Origin of the sequence: Flavobacterium sp. 316 (assembly GCF_000967805.1) — a bacterium.
Taxonomy (GTDB): Bacteria; Bacteroidota; Bacteroidia; order Flavobacteriales; family Flavobacteriaceae; genus Flavobacterium; species Flavobacterium sediminilitoris.
The window spans coordinates 86,356-107,562 of sequence record NZ_JYGZ01000003.1 but is presented as its reverse complement, the minus strand read 5'-3'; the positions used below and the strand labels follow the sequence as shown (position 1 = coordinate 107,562).

General features: G+C 28.6%; 24 protein-coding genes. 10 read left to right on the top strand and 14 right to left on the bottom strand.

Annotation, left to right across the window (positions count from 1 at the left end; all coding sequences use genetic code 11):
* Positions 1-48 precede the first annotated feature (48 nt).
* The 8 genes from rplS to SY27_RS06755 all read right to left on the bottom strand — a co-directional run bounded on the left by rplS (position 49) and on the right by SY27_RS06755 (position 8,256).
* A complete protein-coding gene (gene rplS, locus SY27_RS06790; RefSeq protein ID WP_045969279.1) occupies positions 49-402 on the bottom strand; it encodes a 50S ribosomal protein L19 in 354 nt (117 codons plus the stop codon).
* Positions 403-563: 161 nt separating this feature from the next.
* A complete protein-coding gene (trmD, locus tag SY27_RS06785) occupies positions 564-1,241 on the bottom strand; it encodes a tRNA (guanosine(37)-N1)-methyltransferase TrmD (protein ID WP_045968532.1) in 678 nt (225 codons plus the stop codon).
* A 130-nt stretch (positions 1,242-1,371) separates the two neighbouring features.
* Positions 1,372-4,854, bottom strand: a complete 3,483-nt coding sequence (locus SY27_RS06780) for a M1 family aminopeptidase (RefSeq protein ID WP_052705192.1) — start codon at positions 4,852-4,854, stop codon at positions 1,372-1,374.
* A 4-nt stretch (positions 4,855-4,858) separates the two neighbouring features.
* Positions 4,859-5,734 carry an ABC transporter ATP-binding protein gene (locus SY27_RS06775; protein ID WP_045968530.1) on the bottom strand — a complete coding sequence of 292 codons (876 nt, stop codon included), beginning with the start codon at positions 5,732-5,734 and terminating at the stop codon, positions 4,859-4,861.
* Between the two features lie 99 nt (positions 5,735-5,833).
* Positions 5,834-6,040 carry a helix-turn-helix transcriptional regulator gene (locus SY27_RS06770; RefSeq protein WP_045968528.1) on the bottom strand — a complete coding sequence of 69 codons (207 nt, stop codon included), beginning with the start codon at positions 6,038-6,040 and terminating at the stop codon, positions 5,834-5,836.
* A 2-nt stretch (positions 6,041-6,042) separates the two neighbouring features.
* The gene (locus SY27_RS06765; protein WP_045968526.1) at positions 6,043-6,558 is read right to left on the bottom strand and encodes a DUF2975 domain-containing protein; all 516 of its coding nucleotides are present in this window, start codon (positions 6,556-6,558) and stop codon (positions 6,043-6,045) included.
* A gap of 74 nt (positions 6,559-6,632) precedes the next feature.
* Positions 6,633-7,430, bottom strand: a complete 798-nt coding sequence (locus SY27_RS06760) for a bifunctional 2-polyprenyl-6-hydroxyphenol methylase/3-demethylubiquinol 3-O-methyltransferase UbiG (protein WP_045968524.1) — start codon at positions 7,428-7,430, stop codon at positions 6,633-6,635.
* A 106-nt stretch (positions 7,431-7,536) separates the two neighbouring features.
* Positions 7,537-8,256: a 3-ketoacyl-ACP reductase gene (locus SY27_RS06755; RefSeq protein ID WP_045968522.1), complete on the bottom strand. Its 720-nt coding sequence runs from the start codon at positions 8,254-8,256 to the stop codon at positions 7,537-7,539.
* A gap of 239 nt (positions 8,257-8,495) precedes the next feature.
* Here SY27_RS06755 and SY27_RS06750 point away from each other — a divergent pair, with 239 nt between their 5' ends.
* The 5 genes from SY27_RS06750 to SY27_RS06730 all read left to right on the top strand — a co-directional run bounded on the left by SY27_RS06750 (position 8,496) and on the right by SY27_RS06730 (position 12,728).
* The gene (locus SY27_RS06750; RefSeq protein WP_045968519.1) at positions 8,496-9,428 is read left to right on the top strand and encodes a peptidylprolyl isomerase; all 933 of its coding nucleotides are present in this window, start codon (positions 8,496-8,498) and stop codon (positions 9,426-9,428) included.
* Between the two features lie 250 nt (positions 9,429-9,678).
* A complete protein-coding gene (locus SY27_RS06745; RefSeq protein ID WP_045968517.1) occupies positions 9,679-9,921 on the top strand; it encodes a microviridin/marinostatin family tricyclic proteinase inhibitor in 243 nt (80 codons plus the stop codon).
* A gap of 103 nt (positions 9,922-10,024) precedes the next feature.
* On the top strand, positions 10,025-11,014 hold the full coding sequence (locus tag SY27_RS06740) for an MvdC/MvdD family ATP grasp protein (RefSeq protein WP_045968515.1): 990 nt from the start codon (positions 10,025-10,027) through the stop codon (positions 11,012-11,014).
* 78 nt (positions 11,015-11,092) lie between these two features.
* Positions 11,093-12,109, top strand: coding sequence for an MvdC/MvdD family ATP grasp protein (locus SY27_RS06735; RefSeq protein WP_045968513.1), 1,017 nt, complete (start codon positions 11,093-11,095; stop codon positions 12,107-12,109).
* Between the two features lie 115 nt (positions 12,110-12,224).
* Entirely contained in the window at positions 12,225-12,728 is a 504-nt protein-coding gene (locus SY27_RS06730; RefSeq protein WP_045968511.1) for a hypothetical protein, read from the top strand.
* A 30-nt stretch (positions 12,729-12,758) separates the two neighbouring features.
* Here the strand turns inward: SY27_RS06730 and SY27_RS06725 are convergent, their stop codons facing one another.
* Positions 12,759-13,313 (bottom strand): thioredoxin family protein, encoded by a 555-nt coding sequence (locus tag SY27_RS06725; protein ID WP_045968509.1) that lies wholly within the window; start codon positions 13,311-13,313, stop codon positions 12,759-12,761.
* A 122-nt stretch (positions 13,314-13,435) separates the two neighbouring features.
* On the opposite strand from SY27_RS06725, the gene SY27_RS06720 reads away from it, so the two are divergent.
* The gene (locus SY27_RS06720; RefSeq protein WP_045968507.1) at positions 13,436-13,777 is read left to right on the top strand and encodes a tRNA-binding protein; all 342 of its coding nucleotides are present in this window, start codon (positions 13,436-13,438) and stop codon (positions 13,775-13,777) included.
* A gap of 51 nt (positions 13,778-13,828) precedes the next feature.
* Here the strand turns inward: SY27_RS06720 and SY27_RS06715 are convergent, their stop codons facing one another.
* A complete protein-coding gene (locus tag SY27_RS06715; RefSeq protein WP_045968505.1) occupies positions 13,829-14,203 on the bottom strand; it encodes a PUR family DNA/RNA-binding protein in 375 nt (124 codons plus the stop codon).
* A gap of 69 nt (positions 14,204-14,272) precedes the next feature.
* On the bottom strand, positions 14,273-16,033 hold the full coding sequence (locus SY27_RS06710; protein ID WP_045968503.1) for an ABC transporter ATP-binding protein: 1,761 nt from the start codon (positions 16,031-16,033) through the stop codon (positions 14,273-14,275).
* Between the two features lie 188 nt (positions 16,034-16,221).
* Between SY27_RS06710 and SY27_RS06705 the strand changes: the two genes are divergently transcribed.
* The 4 genes from SY27_RS06705 to yajC all read left to right on the top strand — a co-directional run bounded on the left by SY27_RS06705 (position 16,222) and on the right by yajC (position 19,210).
* Positions 16,222-17,325 (top strand): Glu/Leu/Phe/Val dehydrogenase dimerization domain-containing protein, encoded by a 1,104-nt coding sequence (locus SY27_RS06705; RefSeq protein WP_045968501.1) that lies wholly within the window; start codon positions 16,222-16,224, stop codon positions 17,323-17,325.
* A gap of 151 nt (positions 17,326-17,476) precedes the next feature.
* Positions 17,477-18,418, top strand: coding sequence for a transcription antitermination factor NusB (gene nusB / locus SY27_RS06700; protein WP_045968500.1), 942 nt, complete (start codon positions 17,477-17,479; stop codon positions 18,416-18,418).
* A 19-nt stretch (positions 18,419-18,437) separates the two neighbouring features.
* Positions 18,438-18,911 (top strand): DUF1573 domain-containing protein, encoded by a 474-nt coding sequence (locus SY27_RS06695; protein WP_052705190.1) that lies wholly within the window; start codon positions 18,438-18,440, stop codon positions 18,909-18,911.
* Between the two features lie 26 nt (positions 18,912-18,937).
* Positions 18,938-19,210 (top strand): preprotein translocase subunit YajC, encoded by a 273-nt coding sequence (yajC, locus tag SY27_RS06690; RefSeq protein ID WP_045968498.1) that lies wholly within the window; start codon positions 18,938-18,940, stop codon positions 19,208-19,210.
* Between the two features lie 85 nt (positions 19,211-19,295).
* On the opposite strand, the gene SY27_RS19270 is transcribed toward yajC, so the two are convergent.
* From SY27_RS19270 to pepT, 3 genes are read right to left on the bottom strand one after another with little or no spacing between them, the layout of a single operon-like run.
* On the bottom strand, positions 19,296-19,445 hold the full coding sequence (locus tag SY27_RS19270; protein WP_369793058.1) for a YdeI/OmpD-associated family protein: 150 nt from the start codon (positions 19,443-19,445) through the stop codon (positions 19,296-19,298).
* A 25-nt stretch (positions 19,446-19,470) separates the two neighbouring features.
* Positions 19,471-19,872: a DUF1801 domain-containing protein gene (locus SY27_RS06685; protein WP_369793055.1), complete on the bottom strand. Its 402-nt coding sequence runs from the start codon at positions 19,870-19,872 to the stop codon at positions 19,471-19,473.
* A gap of 44 nt (positions 19,873-19,916) precedes the next feature.
* A complete protein-coding gene (gene pepT / locus SY27_RS06680; RefSeq protein WP_045968496.1) occupies positions 19,917-21,155 on the bottom strand; it encodes a peptidase T in 1,239 nt (412 codons plus the stop codon).
* Positions 21,156-21,207: the final 52 nt, after the last annotated feature.

The following is a 21,207-nucleotide window of genomic DNA, read 5'->3' as shown; positions in this document are numbered from 1 at the left end:
AAAAGTCGCAATAATATTGCGACTTTTTTATGAGACAGAAATAGAAGATTATCTTCTTCTTTTTTCTTTGATTTTTGCTTTTTTACCAGTAAGTTCTCTGAAGTAGAATATACGAGCTCTACGAACTTTACCTCTTTGGTTAACTTCAACTTTTTGTAAAGCTGGCATGTTCACTGGGAAGATACGCTCTACACCAACAGCTCCAGACATTTTACGAATTGTAAAAGTTTCAGTTAATCCTGCACCTCTTTTTTGGATTACTACACCTTTGAAGAACTGAGTTCTAGTTTTTTCACCCTCTTTGATTTCATAATACACAGTAATTGTGTCTCCAGCATTAAATTCTGGGAAATCTTTTTTTGTTACAAATTCGTTTTGTACGAAATCTACTAAATTAGCCATTTTGAATAAAATAATTGTTTGATTTAGAGCAACATACACGTCTATCGCTAGAGGTTGGTCCAAATATGGCTGCAAAATTATAAAATAATTATGAATTATAAACCATAAAAAAAGATTATTTACTTTAATAAGATATAATTATGATTGTAAAGACGTAATTGTTATTCATTTAATAAATCGGGCCTTCTGTTTTTTGTGTGTTCGTATGCCTTTTGTTCACGCCATTCTTCAATTTTAGGAAAATTACCACTTAAAAGAATCTCAGGAACTTTCCAACCTTTGTAATCTGCTGGTCTAGTGTAGATAGGTGGAGATAATAAATTATCTTGAAAACTATCTGTTAATGCCGATGTTTCATTGCTTAATACTCCAGGAATTAAACGGATAACGCTATCGCAAAGTATTGCTGCTCCTAATTCGCCACCACTTAAAACATAATCACCAATTGAAATTTCTCTTGTAATGAAATGATCACGTACTCGTTGATCTACACCTTTGTAATGTCCGCATAGAATAATAATATTTTTTAACAATGACATTCCATTTGCAATACTTTGATTAAGCGTTTCTCCATCAGGTGTCATGTAAATAATTTCATCATATTCGCGCTCATTCTTTAATTTAGTAATACAATCGTCTATTGGTTGTATATTCATAACCATTCCAGCTCCACCTCCAAATTGATAATCATCGACACTTTTTTGTTTGTTAGTAGTGTAATCCCTTAAGTTGTGAAAATGCACTTCTACTAGTCCTTTTTCAATAGCTCTTTTCAGAATAGAAGCTTCAAATGGACTTTTAATTAATTCAGGTAAAACAGTTATGATGTCAATGCGCATTTTTACTTTTATTAGAAGTTTAGTTTTTCAAGTATGAATATAAGGTGCAAATTTAGTTAACTTTAAATCTGAAACAAAATTAAACTCTAAACTGTATTGTCGTTTTCATCAAAAATACTTTCATTTTGAATCATTGTTTTATGGGAATAGCTTCATTAGTTCTTTTTATAAACTTTTGATTAGGATCAAAATATAAATACAGCGGTTTTTTATCTAAAATTATTTTAAAGTCAAGATTGTTTTTAAATAATGCTGTTTGTATTGTTTTTTCGCTTCCATCTATAAAATGAAAGAATATTTCAACATTGTCATTAAAAAATGTTTTAGATATATTGCCCTTACCGTCTTCATAAAATTTATTTGCAATAATTTCAAAAGATACTTCGTAAAGACCCTTTTTCTCTTTTACAATTATGTCTTTGGTTTGAAAATCGTAAATAGTAATTTTCTTGAACAAATCATCGATTTTTGGGTGCAAATTTTTGTCAGTAATTGCATATAATTCATTAATAAAATCTGTAGAAATAGGATTTAAGTTTGGATAGGTATTTTTTTCTAGGAAGTTTTGTAACGCTAAATTTATTTTTTGTTCTCCTATTATTTCGCTAAGTTGATACATAATAACCAACCCTTTTGAATAATTAATATGCGTATCATAATGATTTACTTTGTATAATGGCTGTTCTATAGTGAAACTTCTTTCATCAAGATAGATTCCTAAGTGTAAGTCGACATTTTCTAAAACTCTTTTTTTACCATACATTTTTTTTACCAACATCAATTCGGTATACATGGCTAATGTTTCTGTTAGCATCGTATAGCCTTCTCTATCGTCAGGATTAATTTGATTATTTCCCCACCAAATATGGGATAATTCGTGGCCGGCTAATTCGTTAATAACATCTTGTTGTTTGTCTGCTTTTATATTAGTATGAAATACTATGTCTTCTGTCATAAAGGTGCTTCCTGGATAAGCTGTAGCGGCAAAACCTTTAGTAAAAGCGGAAACTTCAGCAAAACGAATTGTTTTAAAAGGATATTCTTTAAAATTGGTTTCACAATAATCTAATGTTAACTCAATATTCTTAAGTAAATGTTCTACATTTTCATAATGTGATGGATGATAATAAACTTCAATTTTTTTACCATTATGAGTTGTTGTTTTTGTAGCATATTTAGCTGAAGAAACTGCAAAACGAAAAGGAATAGGAGAGGTTGTTTCGTAAATAAAATAATTTCGCCCTTTATCTTTCCATTGTTTGATTAGTTCTCCTACACCAATAACTGTTTGATTTCCTTCGGTAGAAATAGTCATTTTTAAGTTAATAAAATCATCAACTAGAGTCTTTGCTTCATCAAGTTTACGAATTGTAGTAGCATTTTGAAGCTGGAATTTTTTTCTATCTTCTTCTTTTTCTATTTCGTTTTTAGATAAATATCCAAATTGCGGATAATATCTGCTGATTCGCATAAAAGAACCATTTTCTACGATTGAATTAAAGGATTTGTGTCCATTAACAGGAACCCATTGGTAATTTAAAATAAAATAAAAATGGGCCTTTTCATTTGGTAATAAGGGTTGTTTTAAGTTTAATATTTCATATTGTTTTGTAGTATTATATACTTCGTTATTATGATTTAAAGTTGCTTTTTTAATAGTGAAACCTTCTTCAAAATTTATCAAAATTTGAAAAATAGGTTGTTCAGTTTTGTTTTGAAGAGTATAAGTTCCATTTATTTCATAGTTATTTTGAAGTGGAAATAAAGCTATATTAGTAACGACATCTGTAATAGATGGTTGGGGAATGTTTTCAAATTTGCGATATTTTCTTTCATAGTTAGCTTGTTCTTCTAGTTTCGTTTTTGGATTTTCAAATACATAGCCATTTGTAAAAATTATACCAGAAATATAAGCTACTGGAAGTAAGAGTAGAAATAAAATTAATGAGGTAAACTTTAATTTTATTCTTTTTGTTTTTAGGTTAAGTATAAAAAAGATTAGTATAATGGCTAAACCAAATAGATTGCGCAAACAAAATGCAGAAAAGTAAGTTCCATATTCATTCATGTCACTATAAATTCCTTTGAAAGGCAATTGAAAACGAAGTAAAGGATGAATTAAAATTGATTTTCCAACAGGAGTTGCAGTAAGAAGAATAAAAACTGATGAAATAGTAAGTCCAATATATTTGTTGTTAATCCATTTTTGAATGATACAAATAAGTCCAGCACTTAAAATTAAAGGGAAACTAACAAATATATATATACCTAAATAAGCTTGCCAATCAAAGTATGGATAAGTGTACAAGAATTGGAAAACTACACCTAATAAAAGCATTAATGTGCTTAAAAACACTATGATTATTGATAATGAGAGCCATTTAGACAGAAAAATTGTGGTTTCATTTAGAGGAGTTGTATTTTCAATAAGATGAAAATTACTATTTCTGCTTCTCCAAATAATTTCATGAGCATAAAAAAGAATAACTATTAAACCCAGAAGAGGGAATGTGTCAATAATTGCATTAGCCATTAATCCAGATGATGCATATTTTTGAGGTAAACGAATTCCTTTTTCAATAGCATCATAGATTTCCATAGAAACACTAAATAACAATCCAAAACATATTAAAATGAAAGGAATTCCTTTAGTGATATATGTTAAGTCTAAATGTACGAAAGACAGCAGTTTTTTTAGTGTGTTTCTTTTATTAAAGATTGGGGATATAGGTTTTAATGGAATAGTTTTATTTGTATTAGTGTCATTTAATTTTAACGTGTCTTTTTTGGTTCTCTTTTCGGAATTGCTAAATGAAAATAGTTTAAAAGCAATAAGTAAAAAGAGTAGTGAAATTCCAATAACGCCTAATCTGTTTATTAAAAATAAATCAGTTGGAAATAATAAATCAGTATTTTTTTGAAGAATTGAATAATGATTTGTTTGCGAAAAGAAGCCAGAAAGTCCAAAAGGATCTAAAATAGCAGAAATTTTCATGGCTTCTTTTGATTGTGGCATTGATTTAGCCATTAAAGGTGAGCCAGAAAAGAGTAACATTACCATGTATAAGATGTAAATGAACAAACCAGAAATGTAAGTTGTTAATTTATTTTGGGTTATCCAACTAACACTGCAAATTACAGCACTGCAAAATAGAGTATTAATAAAGCCAAACAATAAAAAAGGTAAAAGATAAAATGATAGAACGAAATTAGAATAATTAGATTCGTTTAATTTTAACGATTGACCTATTCCAAAACCTAATATAACAAGAATAAGAAAGAAGACGCTTAATCCAAAAATTAGAAAAAAACGATTCCATAAGTAACTTGTTTTTGTTATAGGTGTTGCATATAATATCAAACTAAAGTTGGCTTCTTTCTCTTTAAATAAAATTTGTGAAGCTAAAAGAGTTGTAAAAAGTATGGATAAGAGACTTAGAAAACCTATCATATAAGCAATTGTATATGATGAGTTTTTATAGATATCAGGGCTAAGTGAAATTGAAAAAGTAGAACCAGTAAGGATTCCTATTCCAATTAGAAAAACGACTGTTACATAGAATCCTATTTTCTTAAAATAAGATTGTAATTCAAAATATAATAAGGTATTCATGTGATTATTTATTTTGATTTAGAATGGAAAAATAGACGTCTTCAAGATTAGGTCGAATTAATTCAAAACTGTCATCTGGTTTGTTTTTAGCTCTTACATGAATAGTAGATTTGCCCATGTTTAACTGAGTTAAAATAACATCATGTTTTTGTTCATATTCGAGAATTTCTTTCTTGTCAATTGTTTTTTGCCATAATTGTCCGTTTAGAACTTCAATAAAATCATTTGGTTTGCCTTGAGCTAAAACAGTTCCTTTTTCAATAATTGCCATTTGTGTACAAAGATTTTTCACATCTTCTACTAAATGAGTTGAGAGAATAATAATAATATCTTCACCTATTTCATTTAGTAAATTATTGAAACGATTTCGTTCTTCAGGATCAAGTCCTGCTGTTGGTTCATCAACAATAATAAGTTGCGGGTTTCCTAATAAAGCTTGTGCAATACCAAATCGCTGACGCATTCCTCCAGAAAAAGTATGTACTTCTTTATTTCTATGTGAAGTAAGATTTACTTTTTCTAATAAAATGTTTACTTGTTCTTTTCGCTCATTTTTATTAGTTAATCCTTTTAAGATAGCAATGTGATTTAATAAATCTGTAGCATTAATTTTTGGGTAAACGCCAAAATCTTGAGGCAAAAAACCCAATTGCTTTTTAATAAAAGAAGGGTCTTTGATAATATCTACATTGTTAAATAAAATAGAACCACTATCTGGACTTTGTAAACCTGCAATAGTTTTCATTAAGGAAGATTTTCCAGCTCCATTTGGTCCTAATAATCCAAACATTCCATTTGTTATATCAAGCGATATGTTGTTAGTAGCTGTGACTCCATTTTTATATGTTTTTTGGAGATTTTTAATTTTTAAACGGTTCATTTTTGATTGATTTTGATGATTTTTATTTTTAAATTTTAAACAAAAGAATTCCTGTCGACGGTTTTTTGTCGAAAAAAATAGAATTATTTTAAGTAGTAATTATTCTGTAACGAATTCCAAAATATCACCTGGTTGACATTCTAGAACTTTGCAAATAGCTTCTAAAGTTTCAAAGCGAATACCTTTCGCTTTTCCTGTTTTTAGAATGGATAAATTGGCTTGAGTTATTCCAAGTTTTTCTGCCAACTCTTTACTTTGCATTTTACGTTTAGCTAGCATAACATCAATGTTTACAATAATTGGCATATCTAAATAATTAAGTCTTGATCAGTTTGTAAATTTACACCTTGTTGGAAAATAGCTGCAATAAAAAAAGCAAAAATTCCAATGATGGCATGAGCAACTATCATAGCTAAATAAGGAAAATCTTCTTTGGGTTGTATACTTATAATTCCAAAAACAATAGGAGCTATTAGAAGATTGGTTATGTAAAATGTTTTCAAATGAAAAACTCCTTTACACGTAAAAAGTTTTGTCTGTTTGAATGCTTTAAAAACATTACTTAAACCAAAGAAAAACAGACTGTAAAAAGCTAGTGTGACAACCATTTCAATGATGTAAGCAAGATTATATTCGCTACCTAAAATAAAATTCTTATTAGTAAATGGATAGCATACAGCAAAACGATTGTTTTCTAATATCCTTAAAGCAGTTGTTTTTAAGCTAGTTACAATAATAATGTAAAGAGTAGTTGCAAAATAAAAAAGTGAAATTATTCTTACTAAGTAGAATAAAAATGCAGAAATGATTCTAGTAGTTTTCATAAAACGAATAAATTATTACTGTAAATATATAAATAATTATTGTTTTACGATAATTAATCGCTTTTTTTATGAAATTATTTTTTAGAGCATTTTAAACTATACATCATTGGGATTCTATTTTCTAAATGTTTTATTCTGAATTTTCTAGGTTCAAACTCAACTGTTTCGTTGAAACAATCGTAATTGGAATAATCATATTCATTAAAATGTTCTATTTGTAAACCATTTTTTAATAAGGCTTGAAATACTTCTGAAAGAGAATGATTCCAACCTATATAATTGGTGGTAATTTCAGCTTCTTTGTTGGCATATGTTCCAGTGTATTCTTCAATTATAGGTTGCTCATTGTGATAATGGTACTGAATTTTGGTAAAATTGTCATCAAACATCCACAAAACGGGATGAAATTCTACAAAAACAAATTTTCCATTGGGTTTCAAAGCTCCAGAAATAACTTCTGCCCATTTATCTAAATCAGGTAACCAACCAATTGTTCCATAACTGGTATAAACGATATCAAATTTCTCTTTTAAATGTTTTAAAGTTTCATAAACATCACAACAAATAAAAGAAGCATCTAATCTTAATTGGTTATTTAATTCTCTTGCTTTTTCAATAGCTTTGTCTGATAAATCTATTCCTGTAACTTTGGCTCCTAGTCTAGCTAAAGAAAGAGAATCTTGACCAAAATGGCATTGTAAATGCAAAATACTTTTTCCGTTGATATCTTCAAGTAGTGTTATGTCTATTTCTGGAAGAGAGTTTTTACCTTTTAGAAAATTTTCCATATCGTAAAATTGAGAATCAATATGAAAAGGAACTTTATTATTCCATGTTTTTTTATTGATTTCAATGTAATTTTCAACTTTCATCTGTGTTTATATTAAGGTCTTAAATGATTTTTCAATTTACAAAAAAAACAGATAACTAAAGATATGTTTTTAGTCATCTGTTTTTATTGAAAATTTTGTCTTAAAACTATGGGTTAGTTGACCATAATGATGCGCTTTTTAACATGGCTCTTCTAGGTAATTGTAAACTTGTTACAATTAGTTCAGCAAAATCGTCAGGTTGTAAAACAGTCTCTGTAGAATCTTTACTCGCAATTCCTAGTTCAATTGACATATCTGAAGCAATAGTGCTTGGTGTTAATGTACAAACTCTAATGTTATTTTTGCGTACTTCTTTCATTAATGATTCAGACATGCCTATAACTGCAAATTTTGAAGCAGAATAAGCAGATGTGTTAGGGTTTCCACTTAAACCAGCAGTTGAAGAAATATTAATAATGTCTCCTTGGTTTTTTTCAATTAAAAAAGGAAGTACTTCTTTGGTTACATAATACATTCCCATAACATTAGTCTGTATGATTTCGTTCCATTTACTTACTTCCATGTCATTAAATGATCCAAAAGCGGCAATTCCTGCATTATTAACTAGAATATCTACAGAACCAAGAACGCTAATAATTTTTTTAATTCCATTTTTAACCTCTTCATAATTACTTACATCAAATATTGCATAGGTTGCATTTACACCTAGAGCTTTTAATTCTGAAACAGTTTCTAATAATGTTTGTTCATGTCGTCCTGTGATGGCAACATCTATCCCTTCTTTTGCAAAAGCAATAGCAGTTGCTTTTCCTAAGCCTCTACTTCCTCCAGTAATAATTGCTTTTTTTCCTTTTAATTTTCCCATTTTAGTAATTTTATTTGGGGTAAAATTAAGTATTTAGCAGTTAATAGATCGGATTGTAGTTTAATTTTAAAATAATTTTATGATTGAAAAGGATATGCGATTTAAAAATTGAAGTTTATCTGGTTTTAAAATAAAGAATAAAATACTTTTAAAAATGTATTCAATTTATAAGTTTTAGGGTAATTTTTTTTCTCTAATAAAATCACTAATTTTGTGACATATAATTTAAATTCAATAAAATGCAAGACGGAATTTACGCAAAGTTTAATACTCCAAAAGGGAGTATTTTAGTAAAGCTAACACATGATAAAACCCCAGGAACTGTAGGTAATTTTGTAGGACTAGCAGAAGGACAGTTAGAGAATAAAGCAAAATCAATGGGAACACCATATTACAACGGATTGAAATTTCACCGTGTAATTCCTGATTTTATGATTCAAGGTGGTTGTCCATTAGGAACAGGAACAGGAGATGCAGGGTATAAATTTGATGATGAGTTTCATCCAGAATTAAAGCACGATAGACCAGGTGTGTTGTCAATGGCAAATGCAGGTCCTGGTACAAATGGATCTCAATTTTTTATTACACACGTTGAAACAGGATGGTTAGATGGTAAACATACTGTTTTTGGACATGTTGTTGAAGGACAAGATGTGGTTGATGCTGTTGCTCAAAATGATGTGATTGAATCTATAGAGATTGTTAGAGTTGGTGATGAAGCTAAAAACTGGAATGCAATTGAAGCATTTAGAACTTTTGAAGGATCTAGAGAAAAAAGGTTGGCTGATCAAAAAAGGTTGGCTGRAGAAGCATTAGAGAAATTAGCAGCAGGTTTTCAAAAAACTGAAAGTGGATTACGTTATCAAATTATTCAAAAAGGAAATGGTACTCAAGCAGAGAAAGGAAAAAAAGTATCTGTTCACTATCAAGGTGCATTAGAAAATGGACAAGTTTTTGATTCTTCATATAAAAGAAAACAACCTATTGATTTTCAATTAGGAGTTGGACAAGTTATTGAAGGTTGGGACGAAGGTATTGCTTTGTTAAAAGTAGGAGATAAAGCACGTTTTGTTATTCCATCATATTTAGGATATGGTTCACGTGGAGCAGGAGGAGTTATTCCACCAGATGCAACTTTAGTGTTTGATGTTGAATTAATGGATGTAAAATAAATTTATTATACTAAATTCGTTAAACCGCCTTTTAGGCGGTTTTTTTTGTTTTTATACTGCATTTGTTCTAGAAAAATAACGCAAAAAATATGTAAAACTCTTTTTTTTATAGAGTTATATAAATTTTATTTTTTATTTTAACGTTTTATTATGATTTTATTGTGAGTTTTTTCCGTAAAAAAATACTAAATTCGACATCAGTTATTTGCAAATAAACTAAAAATTAAAATTAACTTTAAAAAACAAAAACATGAAGAATCAAAATTTGAAAAAGCCATTTTTCGCAAATTTTTTAGAAAGCCAATTGACTAAAGAAGAGTCAAATGAAGTACAAGGTGGAGCAAAAGTTACTTCTATTTTAGAAGATGTAGCTCATACTTTAAAATATCCTTCAGATTCTGATGATGATACTACTACTCCATTATCAGACCAAGTTCATACAATGAAGCACCCTTCAGATTCTGATGATGGTGGACCAGTTGATTTACTTTAAAAATTATAAGAGTAACGGTTTAACCGTTACTCTTTGTTTTTTTAATTTATTAAAAACAAACAATAAATAATATGCAAATTTTTCTGATTCTAAATAAATTATTATGATTTTATGTATAAGTCATAGTAAAGATTACTATACAATTGATATTGTAATAAAACGATTAAAAGAATTAGGTGAAAGTGTTTACAGATTAAACTCAGATGATTTTTCTAGTAAATTGTCGATGTCTTATAGAAACACATCAGGTAAGCCAGTATTAGAAATAATTGATGGGACAAATCGTTTTACTTCAGATTCTATTGAAGCGGTTTGGTATAGAAAATTGTGGGGAATTACTATTCCTGAAGATTTAGATAAAACATATCAATCAATATATCTACAGGAATATAATACTATGAGAAGATTGTTTTTTGAATCTTTAAAAGATAAAGTTTGGATTAATCCAATAGATATAGACCATAGTATAGGTGAAAATAAATTTGAGCAATTAAGATTAGCTCAAAAAGCAGGACTTACTATTCCAGAAAGTGTTTTTACTAACAATGAGGAGGTAGTTAAGCATTTTTTTTATGATGTATGTGATAAGCAAGTTATTGCTAAATTACATGGTTCATTGTCTAGAAGTATGAAAGGAAATACTTCTTTTTTTCCAACAACACTTCTTGTTGAAGATCATTTGCAACAATTAAAAAATAGTTTAGAATATTGTCCAATGATTTTCCAAAAAAAGATTGAAAAACAATATGAATTAAGAATAATTTATATTGATGGTGATTTTTTTGTGGGTAAAATAAATGCAACATTGTCGGAAACAGGTAAGATAGATTGGCGAGCAACAAAAGAAAAAAATGTAGGTTGGGATGTTTATGAGCTACCAAAAAATGTTTGCTCTTCAATTACTGAGATGATGAAAAGCATGGGATTGTTTTTTGGAGCAATAGATATGATTAGACAAAAAGATGGACAATATGTTTTTTTAGAAGTAAATCCACAAGGAGAATGGGGAATGCTTCAAAGGGACTTAGGTTATCCTATAGGTGAAACAATTGCCGAAAAACTAGTGAATAGAAAAAATAATAGAAATACATAAAATAAGAAAGTGTGATTTTTTTTATTTATGGGAATTCTGTTTTCTAATAAAATTTGATAATTTTTTAATTTAAGATATATGAAAAAAGTATTGATTATTACCCATACTAGGGATAATGAATGCATAACCGTTATTTCTAATAAGATTAAAGAGATGGGAGGATATCCTATTCGCTTTAATGTAGACGAGTATCCTACTAAATATTCATTAAGTTCTTGTTATGAGGATAAACAATGGAAAGTTTTTCTAGATTATGAAGGACATAGAGAATCTATACATGATATTGAAGCTTTGTGGTATAGAAGAAGTCATCATTTAGCTCAAGGATTAAACTCTATTCTTGAAGGAGAATATTTAAGTAGTGTTCATGGGGAAGTTCGAGTTACGTTGTATGGTATGCTAGAAAGCTTGAATTGTTTCCAAATAGGAAAATATAGCTCTTATAGACGATTAGATAGTAAAGAAGAACAAATGAAAATAGCTTCATCTTTAGGTCTGCTTGTTCCTGAAACATGTATAACAAATAGTCCAGAAGAAGCTAAAAGATTTGTGAAAGCACATCCAAATGGAGCTATTGCTAAGATGCAAAGTTCTTTTGCTATTTATCAAGATGGTTTAGAGAATGTTGTTTTTACAAATATAATTAAAGAAGAAGATTTAGAATCAATAGATACTCTTCAATATTGTCCAATGCAATTTCAGGAGAAATTAGAAAAAGCAGTTGAGTTAAGAATTACTATTGTAGGAGATGAAGTTTTTGCCTTTGCAGTAGACTCTCAAAAATTATCAAATGCAAAAGTAGATTGGAGAAGAGAAGGAACTACATTGTTGAATGATTGGGTTCCTTATGAATTACCATCAGATATTGAAAATAAATTGTTAGAGTTGATGGATGTTTATCAAATAAATTACGGTGCGATAGATATTATTGTAACGCCTGATGGTCAACATTATTTCTTAGAGATTAATTCAGCAGGTGAGTTTTATTGGCTAGATTTATTAGTTGATGGAGCTATAACAACTCAGTTAAGTAAGGTGTTGTTAGGAGAGAAGCCTAGACGTTATAAGCCAGTCTTAGAAACGGCTGTTTATTAATTTAGTCATTATATAAAGAGAGAAAACCACTTATTAATTCTTTTAACAAGTGGTTTTTGTATATAAAAGATGGTATTATTTTTGATTTTGTATTTTTACCAATATTATTTAATTTATGAAACGTTTATATTCTTCTTTTTTTCTTCTTTTTTCTTTAATTACATTTAGTCAAATCCAACACTGTGGTTATGATTTCACATCGTATATAGTAGTAAATGTGCATGAAAATGGTAAGACGGAAAATGAAAAAGATTTGAAAATAACAATTGTTAATGAAAACGAAATTGAAGTTATTAATATAAACAATATGTATAGTTGGAATAATAGCAATCAGCCTCTTACTTTTAAACAAAATTATTTGATTAATAAAGAAGAAGAAAAAGATCGTTATTTTTTTCCATATGCAAAGGATAATTATTTTATTTCTGTGAGTAATACATTTCCTGCTAGCACTTTTAGTATAAAAATTGAAGATGTTTCAGGAATATTTAAAACTCAAATAATTCCGTTGCAGAGTTATAATATGTATATTTTGTGTTCTAGCGAAAACGAAAAACAATCACGTCAATTTGGTCCAAGAACAAATAGACCTATTGAGGTTATCTTGGAAAGAAAATAAAACTTATTTTTTATTATTCACTGAAATAAATTACTTCCATTTAATATTGCAACCAATACTAGGTTTTTGAGGTTCAACTACTTTTCTGTTATAAATAATGGCATCAATAGCATTTCTTAAATCACTTCCACTTACAGGAATTGCATTTGCTGGACGAGAGTCGTCTAACTGTCCTCTATAAACTAATTGATCACGGTTGTCAAACAAATAAAAATCTGGAGTGCAGGCAGCATTATAAGCTTTAGCTACTTCTTGAGTTTCATCAAAGAGATAAGGAAAATCTATTTTATTTTCTAAAGCAAAATCAGCCATTTTTTCTGGTGAATCTTGTGGATATTTTATAATATCATTACTTGAAATAGCAACAATTCCTAATCCTTGTACACGATAATCATTGGAAATCATGACAATTTCATCAATTACATGAAGTACAAACGGGCAGTGATTGCAAATAAACATAACAAGAGTCCCTTTATTTCCTCTACATTCATCAAAATTAAAATTTGTATTAAAATTAGTAGCAGGTAATAAAAAATCAGGAGCTTTTGTTCCTAATGGTAACATGTTTGAAGGTGTTTGTGCCATGATGAGGTTTGTTTTAAGGATATAGACTTTAAAATGTTACATCTATATTAGTTATACGTTATAAAACCTAAATATGTTACAGAATGTTTGAAAATTCTTATTTTTGAAAAAAAACAAAAAACATGAAACCAGAAATTACTTGGAACGATTTTGAAAAAATAGATATAAGAGTAGGAACAATCATTGAAGTTAACGATTTTCCTAAAGCTAGAAAACCAGCATATCAGTTGCAAATTGATTTTGGAGTCGAAATAGGGATTAAAAAATCATCTGCTCAAATAACAGATCATTATAAGAAAGAAGATTTAGTAGGGAAACAAATTATTGCAGTTGTTAATTTTCCTAGAAAACAAATCGGAAATTTTATGAGCGAATGCTTGGTATTAGGACTATTAGGAGAAACTAATGATGTTGTGTTGCTTTCTCCAAATTTTAAAGTAGAAAATGGTCAAAGAATGGCATAAAAAAAGCCTGAAATAAATTATTTCAGGCTTTCGTATTTTTAAAGTATGCGATTAAATATCGTCAAAACTTACATTTGTGAAACTATCAGTAGATGGTGTAGTATCATCTGAATCGTTGTAAACTTCTTTCTTGAAGTCTTTTTGATGTCTTTCAGAAATTACTTCTTCTCCCTTTTGAGATACTACAAAATCAGTCATTTCATCTAAAATTTCTTTAAAAGCCACAAAATCTTCTTTGTATAAATAGATTTTATGTTTTTTAAAATGGTAAGATCCATCTTCTTCTGTAAATTTTTTACTTTCAGTAATGGTAATGTAATAATCATCAGCCTTTGTAGCTCTTACATCGAAGAAATAAGTCCTTCTTCCAGCTCTTAATACCTTAGAAAAGATATCTTCTTTTTCTAACATTTCATTTTCTCTCATAATCCAACTGTCAATTTATTGTTTTATAGTTTACCAAAAGTCTAAAAAAAAAATGTATAAAGCAATAGTTTATACATTTTCTTTTTCTGAAAGTTGTTTAAAATAGAGTTCTTTGTAATATCCATCTTCAACTATTAATTGATTGTGAGTACCTTTTTGTATTATTTTCCCTTGCTCTAATATTATTATTATGTCTGCATTTTTTGCAGATGATATTCTGTGACTTACAATAATTGTTGTTTTATTTTGACAAAAAGACATTAAATTATTTAAAATTGCTTCTTCTGTTTCTGTATCAACTGCACTTAAGCAATCATCTAATAATAAAATAGGAGCATTCTTAATTAAGGCGCGAGCAATAGAAACACGTTGTTTTTGGCCACCAGAAAGCGTTATGCCGCGTTCTCCTAACACTGTTTCATATTGATCGGTAAAAGCTTCTATGTTGTGGTGAACTACTGCTTTTTTTGCAACGTCTATTATTTCATTGTCAGAAGCATTCTCGTTTCCAAATTTTATGTTATTCTTTATAGAATCAGAAAATAAAAAAGCATCTTGTGGTACAACTCCAATATGATTTCTTAAATCATTAAGATTTACTTTTTGAATAGGTTTTTCATCAATCAAAATTTGTCCATCTGTTACATCGTATAAACGACTAATTAAGGAAAGAATCGTTGATTTTCCTGAACCAGTATTGCCAAGTATTGCTAATGTTTCCCCAGGATTTACAGTAAAATTAATGTTTTTTAAAGCTTCAATATTTGTATCATCATAAGTGAAAGAAACATTTTTAAATTCAATCTTACCTATTATTTCACTTCTAGTGCTTATTTCATTTGTAATTGAAGGTTCAATTTTTAAAAATTCATTTATTCTTTTTTGTGAGGCCTCAGCTTCTTGAATTAAAGAAGAAACCCAACCTAATGATGCTACTGGCCAAGTTAGCATATTTATGTATAATATAAATTGCGCAATAACACCTATGTCAGGAATAGTGCCTTTAATGTACATCATTCCACCTACATAAATTACCACTAAATTACTTAATCCAATAAGTAAAATCATTAAAGGTCCAAAAAGCGAATTGGTTTTGGCTAAACTCATTGCTTTTTTGTTACTGTCATCTGTTAGTGTTGAAAATTCATTTAATTTATGTCCTTCAATTGCATAAGCTTTTATCACTCTTATTCCAGAAAACATTTCTTGTGCAAAAGAAGATAATGTGGATAAGTTTTGTTGAAACAAACTACTCTTTTTATGAATTTCAGAACTTATTTTAAAAATGCCATATGATAAAAGAGGTAATGGTAGTAATGAATATAGTGTTAATTTCGGTGAAATATTATACATGTATATAATAACTACTGTAAATCGAATTAATGTGTTGAATGAATACATTATTGCGGGACCAACATACATTCTTACTTTACCAACATCTTCACTAATACGATTCATTAAATCACCAGTACGATTTTGCTTGTAAAAGCTTTGACTAAGTTTTTGATAATGATTAAAGATTTCGTTTTTTAAATCAAATTCAATATATCTCGACATTACAATGATAGTCTGACGCATTAAAAAAGTAAAAAAACCAGCAATTATTGTAGTTACTAAGATAAGTAATATGTTTTTATAAAGAGCGGCTTTTATTACATCAATAGAAGTGTCTTTATGTTGTGTGTATTTTTCAATTGCTTTTATTGAATTACCTATCAACTCAGGAGTGAATAGTGAGAATATTTGTGCAGCAATTGTTATAAGGATACCAAGTAAAAATCGGTATTTATATTTTGCAAAATATTTATTTAAGTATTGTAGTTCTTTCATTTAAAAGTGCAAAGATGTAAATATTTGTGTAAATAAGATAAAATTTTATGATTTATTTAAAATATTGTAAATGTCTGATTTATAATAATTAATTATCAAATCATTAAAAAAAGCATAAAAAAACAATTCATTTTAATTTTATTCGTAATATTGTGATTAATTATTGAATAATTTTCAACACAAATTACATGTCAACAGATTTATTACTAGCAAAAGAGCTACATAAAGTTGATCCTGTTTTTGGTCAAATCTCATTTGACGGACATGAGCAAGTTGTATTTTGCCATGACAAAGATACAGGATTAAAAGCAATTATTGGAATTCATAATACAGTTTTAGGACCAGCTCTTGGTGGAACTAGAATGTGGAATTACACTAATGAATGGGAAGCGTTAAATGATGTTTTACGTTTGTCAAGAGGAATGTCTTTTAAATCTTCAATTTCAGGTTTAAACCTTGGAGGAGGAAAAGCAGTTATCATTGGAGATGCTAAGACACAAAAAACGCCAGAATTAATGAGACGTTTTGGACAGTTTGTAGATTCTCTATCAGGGAAATACATTACTGCCGAAGATGTAGGAATGGAAACTAAAGATATGGATACTGTTCGTGAGGTTACAAAATACGTAACAGGTATTTCAGAAGAAAAAGGAGGATCAGGAAATCCATCTCCTATTACTGCTTATGGTGTTTTTATGGGGCTTAAAGCGGCAGCAAAATATCAATTTGGAACAGATAATTTAGAAGGTAAAAAAGTATTAGTCCAAGGAATTGGTCACGTAGGTGAAGTCTTAGTACAACATCTAACCGAAAATGGAGCAATTGTGACTATTTCTGATATTAATGAGCAACGTCTACATGATGTAGGTGCTAAATATGGTGCTAAGATTTTTACAGGAGATGATTTATATGGTGCAGATGTTGATATTTATGCTCCTTGTGCTTTAGGTGCAACTATTAACGACGATACTATTGGTAAATTAAAAGCAAAAGTTATAGCTGGAGCTGCAAATAATCAATTGGCAAATGAAGTAGTTCACGGAAATATCTTGAAAGAGAAAGGAATTCTTTATGCGCCAGATTTCTTAATTAATGCTGGTGGAGTAATTAATGTTTATTCTGAATTGGCGAATTTAACAAAAGCTCAAGTAATGGAAAAAACAGAGAATATTTATAATACTTCTCTTGAGATTTTTGATTTTGCTACTAAAAACAATATTACAACTCATCAAGCAGCAATGTCAATTGCACAAAAGCGTATTGATGATAAGAAAAACGAAAGTTTAAAATAAGACGATTGTAGAATAATAATAATTTCTGATTTCAGAAATTGTATATTCTAAATCTTTATGAACTTTCAACCTAAAATAAAAAAAATATGTATTTTTGCAAAGCGAAAGATTTTCTTTCGCTTTCTTAATTTTTAAAAGTTCTTAAATTAGTATGTTAAATAGAAGACATATACGAGTTAAAGTGATGCAAAGTATATATGCAATGCACCAACATCAAGGAGAAAGTCTTGATAAAGAGGAAAAATTCTTGTTTCAAAGTATTGATAATATGCATGATTTGTATCTTTTGATATTGTCTGCATTAATTGAAATCAGAGAAAAAGAACTAGAATATTTAGAATTAGCTTCTAAAAAACATTTGGCTACTAAAGAAGAGCGCAATCCAAGCAAAAAGTTTACTGAGAATAGAGTTTTAAAATTGTTATCAAATAGTAATTCATTGATTGATGCTATAGATAGTAGATCTATTACAAATTGGAAAAGAAATGATGATATTATTTTATTTCTACTTGAAGCTATAAAAGCAAGTAGTCTCTATTTAGAATATATGTCTTCTCCAGAGAATTCGTTTAATGAAGATAAAGATTTTATTGCTGATTTATTTACAGAAGTGATTGCTCCAAATGAAAAATTATATGATTATTTAGAAGAGCATAAATTAACATGGTTAGATGATTTACCTTCTGTGAATACATTGATTTTAAAACAATTGAAGAAATTTAGAGCAACTGATGATGATTTTCTGATTTCTAAATTATATAAAGATATTGATGATAAAGAATATGTGAAAAGTTTATTTAGAAAAACGATTTTAAATGAAACTGAATTATCAAAAGAATATCTTGACAAAACACCAAATTGGGATTCAGATAGAATTGCAGAAATAGACACAATCATTTTAAAAATGGCAATTTGTGAGTTATTAAAATTCCCATCAATTCCAGTTAAAGTAACAATTAATGAATATTTAGAAATTGCAAAAGAATATTCTACACCAAAAAGTAGTATTTTTATAAACGGAATTTTAGATAATTTAATTAAAGAATTTGAAAAAGACAATCGCCTAAATAAAGCGGGAAGAGGATTATTATAAACAATTAATTTTTATAGTTATGTTGAAAAAAACGTTAAGCTTAGTCACTTTATCATTTTTATTTTCAGTCGTTTCTTGTAAAGAAAACGCGAATTTAAAAATAACAGACGAAGACATGAAAGTTGTGGAAGCAGAAAAAGCAATGGTTGGTAAATTACCGAAAGTTGAATTTGATAAAGCAGATCACGATTTTGGAACTATTAAATCTGGTGATAAAGTTAGTACTGAATTTATAGTGAAAAATATAGGTGAAAGCGATTTAATTATTTCAAATGCTGAGGCTACATGTGGATGTACTGTTCCAGATTATCCTAAGCAACCTTTAAAGCCTGGAGAAACAGCTCCTATAAAAGTAACATTTGATTCATCAGGTAAATCTGGACAACAAAGTAAAACAGTTACGTTAACAACTAATACAGAATCTGGAAAAGAAACTTTCACGATTAAAGCAAATGTATTAGGTAAAGAAGCTAGTCCTATAGTAAATAAATAATAAACACATAATTAAATAAGAGAAATATGGATGCTATGGTAATAGGACAAATATTGTTAATGATTGCAATATTTTATTTTTTAATGATAAGACCAAATCAGCAAAGAGCAAAAAAGGAAAAAGCTTTTGAAGCGGCTTTAAAAATAGGAGATAAAATAATTACTAAAGCAGGGATTCATGGCAAAATAGCTGAATTATCTGAAACAACAGTTATAATTGAAACAATGGCTGGAAAAATTAAGATGGAAAAGTCAGCAATTTCTTTAGAGATGAGTGCAAAACTTGCAGAAAAAAAGTAATAAAAAAGTAATAAAAAAGTATTACTAAATGAAAAACCTCAAATTTTGAAAAAAAATTGAGGTTTTTCATTTATAAGAAATGATACTATCTGTATTTGTCATTTAGTCCAATGTTCGCTAATATCATTGGTTTAATTTTTTCAAATCTTGAAAGCTTCGTTTTTTCTTGTTTAGCAGTTTCAATATATTCAATAAATTCATGCTGTTTATATGGAGAAAATTTTTCAAATGCTATTTTTAAATTTAAGTCTGATTTAAATTCATTTTGTAAAAAAGCAGAAACTAATTGTTCTTTTTTTTTGAGGCTTTATAGAAAGACCATTTTCTTCTACTTTAATGGCTTCTGTAAGATACTCTAGAATAATTTTTTCATTAATATCTGCTTTAGACTGAAAACGCATTTGGCGAAGTGATTTTGTAGTCCCTTCTTGAGCATTTATTAAAAGATTGTGCTCGTCTTTTAAAAATACACCATTAAAAAACCAAAGTCCAAAATAAGATTTAAAACCTCCTATGCCAATAATGTTTTTATTATTATGTGTATAGACAGATGTTCCCCATTTTGTAGTTTCAATTAAATTAGTAGTATTAATAATAGATTTTAGAAGTTCTAATTCTTCATTCCATTGATTCGCTTTATCCCATATTTTTTTATCAGTCATATACTTTATAAATAATAAAGCGGAAATTAATTTCCGCTTTATTATTAATTATTTGCTGTTAATTCTGCAATTTTTACAATTACTTGGGTTGCTTTTATCATACTTTCTACCGGTACATATTCATATTTACCATGAAAATTATGTCCTCCTGCAAAAATATTAGGACAAGGTAATCCTTTGTAAGATAATTGAGAACCATCTGTTCCTCCACGTATTGGTTTAATAATAGGAGTGATATTTAATTCTTTCATTGCTTTTTCTGCAATTTCTACAATATGATATACAGGTTCTACTTTTTCACGCATATTGTAATATTGATCTTTTACTTCGGCAATACAAATATCTTCTCCAAATTGTTTTGCATATTGCGTATTTATTTGATTAGCAATTGTATGAATTAGCTCCTTTCTAGCTTCAAATATTTCTTTATCATGATCTCGGATGATTAATTCTAAAACAGTTTCTTCAAGTGTTCCATTTAAATGATGCACATGGAAAAATCCTTCATAATCAGTTGTTTTTTCTGGAACTTCATTAGATGGAAGAGAAGATATAAATTGATTTGCTAAAAGCATAGAATTAATCATTTTTCCTTTTGCATAACCAGGATGAACACTTTTTCCTTTGAAAGTTATTTTTGCTCCTGCTGCATTGAAATTTTCATATTCAAGTTCACCTATTTGGCTTCCATCCATGGTATAAGCCCAGTCACAACCAAATTTTTCTACATCAAATTTATGTGCACCACGTCCAATTTCTTCATCTGGAGTAAAACCAACACGAATTTTACCATGTTTTATTTCAGGATGTTGAATTAAGTATTCCATGGCGCTCATTATTTCAGTAATACCAGCTTTATCATCTGCTCCAAGTAGAGTTGTTCCATCAGTAGTAATGATAGTTTGTCCTTTATATAGTAATAAGTCTTCAAAATAATTTGGAGATAAAACTATATTCTGTTCAGCATTTAAAATAATATCTTTCCCATCATAATTTTCAATAATTTGAGGTTTTACATTGGCACCTGTAAAATCTGGAGTAGTGTCAAAATGTGAAACGAAACCAATAGTTGGAACTTCATGGTCAACATTACTTGGTAAAGTAGCCATTATATAAGCGTTTTCATCAATGGTAACATCTTGCATTCCCATTGCTTTTAATTCTTCAACTAATTTATTAGCTAAATCCCATTGTTTTTCAGTACTAGGAGTTGAACTTGAGTTTGGATCAGATTCTGTATCTATAGTTACATAGCTTATAAAGCGATCAATAATGTGTTGCATTTTTTATTTTTTATTCAGTTGCAAATATACTATATAATTTGAATTCGATATT

Bases quoted from the DNA above. Each gene is read 5' to 3' on its own strand.
- rplS (WP_045969279.1), bottom strand. From the start codon at position 402: ATGGCTAATTTAGTAGATTTCGTACAAAACGAATTTGTAACAAAAAAA.
- trmD (WP_045968532.1), bottom strand. From the start codon at position 1,241: ATGCGCATTGACATCATAACTGTTTTACCTGAATTAATTAAAAGTCCA.
- SY27_RS06780 (WP_052705192.1), bottom strand. From the start codon at position 4,854: ATGAATACCTTATTATATTTTGAATTACAATCTTATTTTAAGAAAATA.
- SY27_RS06775 (WP_045968530.1), bottom strand. From the start codon at position 5,734: ATGAACCGTTTAAAAATTAAAAATCTCCAAAAAACATATAAAAATGGA.
- SY27_RS06770 (WP_045968528.1), bottom strand. From the start codon at position 6,040: ATGCCAATTATTGTAAACATTGATGTTATGCTAGCTAAACGTAAAATG.
- SY27_RS06765 (WP_045968526.1), bottom strand. From the start codon at position 6,558: ATGAAAACTACTAGAATCATTTCTGCATTTTTATTCTACTTAGTAAGA.
- SY27_RS06760 (WP_045968524.1), bottom strand. From the start codon at position 7,430: ATGAAAGTTGAAAATTACATTGAAATCAATAAAAAAACATGGAATAAT.
- SY27_RS06755 (WP_045968522.1), bottom strand. From the start codon at position 8,256: ATGGGAAAATTAAAAGGAAAAAAAGCAATTATTACTGGAGGAAGTAGA.
- SY27_RS06745 (WP_045968517.1), top strand. From the start codon at position 9,679: ATGAAGAATCAAAATTTGAAAAAGCCATTTTTCGCAAATTTTTTAGAA.
- SY27_RS06740 (WP_045968515.1), top strand. From the start codon at position 10,025: ATGATTTTATGTATAAGTCATAGTAAAGATTACTATACAATTGATATT.
- SY27_RS06735 (WP_045968513.1), top strand. From the start codon at position 11,093: ATGAAAAAAGTATTGATTATTACCCATACTAGGGATAATGAATGCATA.
- SY27_RS06730 (WP_045968511.1), top strand. From the start codon at position 12,225: ATGAAACGTTTATATTCTTCTTTTTTTCTTCTTTTTTCTTTAATTACA.
- SY27_RS06725 (WP_045968509.1), bottom strand. From the start codon at position 13,313: ATGGCACAAACACCTTCAAACATGTTACCATTAGGAACAAAAGCTCCT.
- SY27_RS06720 (WP_045968507.1), top strand. From the start codon at position 13,436: ATGAAACCAGAAATTACTTGGAACGATTTTGAAAAAATAGATATAAGA.
- SY27_RS06715 (WP_045968505.1), bottom strand. From the start codon at position 14,203: ATGAGAGAAAATGAAATGTTAGAAAAAGAAGATATCTTTTCTAAGGTA.
- SY27_RS06710 (WP_045968503.1), bottom strand. From the start codon at position 16,033: ATGAAAGAACTACAATACTTAAATAAATATTTTGCAAAATATAAATAC.
- SY27_RS06705 (WP_045968501.1), top strand. From the start codon at position 16,222: ATGTCAACAGATTTATTACTAGCAAAAGAGCTACATAAAGTTGATCCT.
- nusB (WP_045968500.1), top strand. From the start codon at position 17,477: ATGTTAAATAGAAGACATATACGAGTTAAAGTGATGCAAAGTATATAT.
- SY27_RS06695 (WP_052705190.1), top strand. From the start codon at position 18,438: ATGTTGAAAAAAACGTTAAGCTTAGTCACTTTATCATTTTTATTTTCA.
- yajC (WP_045968498.1), top strand. From the start codon at position 18,938: ATGGATGCTATGGTAATAGGACAAATATTGTTAATGATTGCAATATTT.
- SY27_RS06685 (WP_369793055.1), bottom strand. From the start codon at position 19,872: ATGACTGATAAAAAAATATGGGATAAAGCGAATCAATGGAATGAAGAA.
- pepT (WP_045968496.1), bottom strand. From the start codon at position 21,155: ATGCAACACATTATTGATCGCTTTATAAGCTATGTAACTATAGATACA.